The sequence below is a fragment of the Gordonia hydrophobica NBRC 16057 genome (assembly GCF_001592365.1).
In the GTDB taxonomy this organism is placed as follows: domain Bacteria; phylum Actinomycetota; class Actinomycetes; order Mycobacteriales; family Mycobacteriaceae; genus Gordonia; species Gordonia hydrophobica.
In genome coordinates, this window is sequence record NZ_BCWU01000025.1 from 1 (window position 1) to 3,477 (window position 3,477).

Genomic DNA, 3,477 nt, shown 5'->3' on the forward strand with positions numbered 1-3,477 from the left:
AGAGAGCGATGAGAGCGTGGACGTGGGAACGCTTCTCGCGTCGTTTGCGCTGGTAGAACTCGCGGGACGGGCCGTCGCGTTGCGAGCTGTTGAGTGCGGCCATGTAGAACACCTTGCGAAGTCCTCTGTGGTAACGCTGGGGTCTACGCAAGGCTCCCCGGCGGTTACCGGAGTCGTGCGGTACCGGAGCAAGACCGGCGTAGGCGGCGAGTCTGGCGGGCGAGCCGAACGAAGTGAGGTCGCCGCCGGTGATCGCGACGAGCTCAGCGCCGCTTCGGGTGCCGATGCCTGGCACGGATTCGAGAATCCGTGCGTGACGGTGGCGGCGGAACACCTCGGTGATCTGCTTATCCAGGTCGGCGATCTGACGGGTCAGCATGACCAACGAGGTAGCCGCGTGTTGCACCAGTAGGGCTGTGGTCGCCTCGCCAGGCAGGGTGACGGTCTGCGCGGCCGCCGCGGCACGGGCTTTGTCGATCATCTTCGGGATCGTGGGTCGGCGGACGCCGTGACTGCGCAGGTGGTCGTAGATCTCGTCGTCAGAGACCGCAGCGATCGCAGATGGCGTGGCGAAGCGGGTGAGGAACGTTAGACCGGTCAGTGTCGAGTAGTCGAAACACCGTTCTAGTGCAGGGAAGATGCGGGTCAGCAGGCCGCGCAGGCGGTTGATGCCTCGCGTACGTTCAGCGACGAGGTCGTTGCGATGTCCGGTCAGCAGGTCGAGTTCGATCGCGACGTCGTCGGGCGCCGAGACGGTGGCGAGATCGCCACGTAGGCGGGCTGTCTGGGCGATCACGACCGCATCGCGGGCATCGGTCTTGCCCTCACCCGCGAACGCACCGGTCATGCTGTGCACGACCCGGCCGGGCACGTAGCGGATCTGCTGGCGCCGCGCAGCCAGCACACCCCTCAGCAGCGCCGATTCCGGTGCGGTCATGTCGATCGCCCACACCACGAATTTCATGTCGGCGACCCGGTCCATGAGCGCTTCGATCGCCGGTTGATCGTTGGGAAGCCGCCGAGACCACAGCACCGTTCCCGCCTCATCGACCGCGGCGGCGTGATGCGCATGCCGACCGACATCAATTCCTACCCAGATCTTTTCGTCCATACTGTCCTTCCGTGTGCGGTTGGCTCGTCAGGGTGGTTTCGCCGGCACACCTTTACACAGCGACAAGTTCGCGAACACATCTCAATCAGCGGCCGAAACGACCCGTCACGGTCCGGGGTGACCTTCCACGCCAAGCCACCAGCGACAACAGGTGATTGTCGAGCCACGCCCCGAACCGCGGACGAACGTCCGAGGCGACCGCCCCGGACGTACTCCAACGTAAAGGTGATTGTGGCGGTGGGCACCACGCTCTACGGCGTGGGTGAGGCCGCGTCGGTGCGGGTCAATCAGGAGTCGGTGACGTTGAAACGGCTGCCCGCCGAGTTCGACGGTCTACGCGTGGCCGTCGTCAGCGATTTGCACCTGGGACCCGCCCGCGGGGAGGCGTTCACACGCACGATCGTCGACATGGTCAACGCCGAGCGCCCCGACCTCATCGCGATCGTCGGTGACCTGTCAGACGAAACCATCGAGCATGTCGGATCAGACCTGCAGCCACTCGCTGATCTGCGAGCGCCGTTGGGTGTCTTCGGTGTCTCAGGCAACCACGAACAGATCTCCGACGACGTCGGCGCCTGGATGGACGAGTGGCGTTCGCTGGGTATCACCACCATCAACAACTCAAGCGTGGAGATCCGACGCGGGGCAGCCACCATCGATGTCGCTGGAGTGCATGACCTCAGCAATTCCGCCCCGTACGAACCCGACCTTGACGCCGCGGTCGCCGGTCGACCCGACGATCGATTCACCCTGCTACTGGCGCATCAACCCAACCACGTCCGGGAGGCAGCAGCCCACGACGTCGATCTCCAGGTATCCGGACACACGCACGGCGGGCAGATGTGGCCGCTGCGTTACGCCGCCGCTGCTGCCGCCGACACCGCAGTCACCGGACTCGACTTCTACAAGGACACCACCGTGTTCACCACCTATGGGGCCGGCGCCTGGGGACCGCCCGTCCGAGTGGGTGCGCCGCCTGAAATCGCCATCCTGCAGTTGCGCAGCGCCTGATCGACCGACAGTCATTGCTCGCGTTGGCCGTTTCGTGCTGCAACGTATGCGCCAAACTGACTCGATCCGCGGAGTGCATGATTGATCGCCGTCTGTGTGTGGATGCCGAGTGCGTCTGCAAGGACAGGAGGCGGTGAGGTCTGGGTGATGGTTTGCCAGGTACCGAGACGCGTTGTGAGCGAGGGAAATCCGAGTGCCTTGAGGCGGCGCCTCAGGTGACTTTCGTTGAGATGGTTCCCAGGCTGATAACCGGGGAAGACCCACACCGATTCGCTATGCGCGGCGGTCTGCCGGTTGGTTGTCGCCTCGGCGACCTCGGCGACGAGCCGATCCAATGGCGACTCCAATACGATTGGGTGCTTTCCGAGGGTGATGGTGCAGGTCTCCTCGCGGTTGATCTGATCCCATCGCAATGCGGCGACTTTGTGAGTGGGCTGCCCGAACACCACGATCAGCGCAGCGGCCAGGCGATCGCGCGGAGTCAGCGCGTCGTTGGCAAAGAGCCGTGTGAGTTGTTCGACTTGCATGGTTTCGGTCAGGGCTCGTGTCGTGCCGCGTTGGTGAGGCGCGATCGTCAGCGGGGGCAATCGATACGTGGCGACTACCCACGGGAGAAATCGGCTCAATAGCCGGTTGGTTTCGGTGCCGGACGCGACGAACGTATCGACCTGACTTTGATCGACGTCGGTGACCGATATCTGCAGCATGTCGAGGAAGTTGAGGAAGTCGATTGCAACGGTCACTCCCTGCTTGGCGGCGAGAAACGTTCCGTTGGTGCACTTGTCGTCGAATCGTCTTGACACATGCCACCGAATGTAGCTGCGGATCACGAGCTGATTGTCAGGGTTGGTGAGCGTCGCGAGCTTGCTGTCGGCCCACGCGGTGAACCTGGTCCGGAAATCCACTCGGGCGCCATCGATGCCGTGCTCATCGAGGAGGGCGCGAATGTGCACGGACGAACGGTTCACCGGTAGCGCTGCCAGCAGTCGCTGGTCCACAGTGTCGGCGGCGGCGATCTGTTGGAGCACGGCGCGAACAGTTGGGTTTCGCAGCCACGTGACCCCGCTGTTGGCGCGAGGCATCTGTTTAAGCGCAGCTGCGAGGCCGGCCAGTTGCGGATTGACGACACCGGTGTGCGGGTTGGTGAGGAGTTCGTCGACTTGATGGGCGAGCTCGCAGCGCCAGCAATGACCGCGACGGTAGAGCTCGGCCTCGGCTCCGCATTCGACGCAATCGACGTTGAGTTGGATGCCGCTACAGGTGCGGCACAGGTATTGGCCGGTCGGTGTGCGTCCCGGGACAATTCCTGAGTGTGCGCATTCAACACATTGCCCGACAACGCGTTTGGCTTGGTT

3 protein-coding genes are annotated in these 3,477 nt (G+C 63.7%); 1 reads left to right on the forward strand and 2 read right to left on the reverse strand.

The annotated features are described in order from the left end of the window. A partial coding sequence (locus tag GH2_RS21010) for an IS110 family RNA-guided transposase (protein WP_066172635.1) occupies positions 1-1,111 on the reverse strand: 1,111 nt, incomplete at its 3' end. A gap of 237 nt (positions 1,112-1,348) precedes the next feature. Here GH2_RS21010 and GH2_RS21015 point away from each other — a divergent pair. Beyond that, entirely contained in the window at positions 1,349-2,122 is a 774-nt protein-coding gene (locus GH2_RS21015) for a metallophosphoesterase (protein ID WP_066172638.1), read from the forward strand. A gap of 11 nt (positions 2,123-2,133) precedes the next feature. On the opposite strand, the gene GH2_RS21825 is transcribed toward GH2_RS21015, so the two are convergent. Continuing rightward, on the reverse strand, positions 2,134-3,477 hold a 1,344-nt coding region (locus GH2_RS21825), incomplete at its 5' end, for a site-specific integrase (protein WP_066172641.1).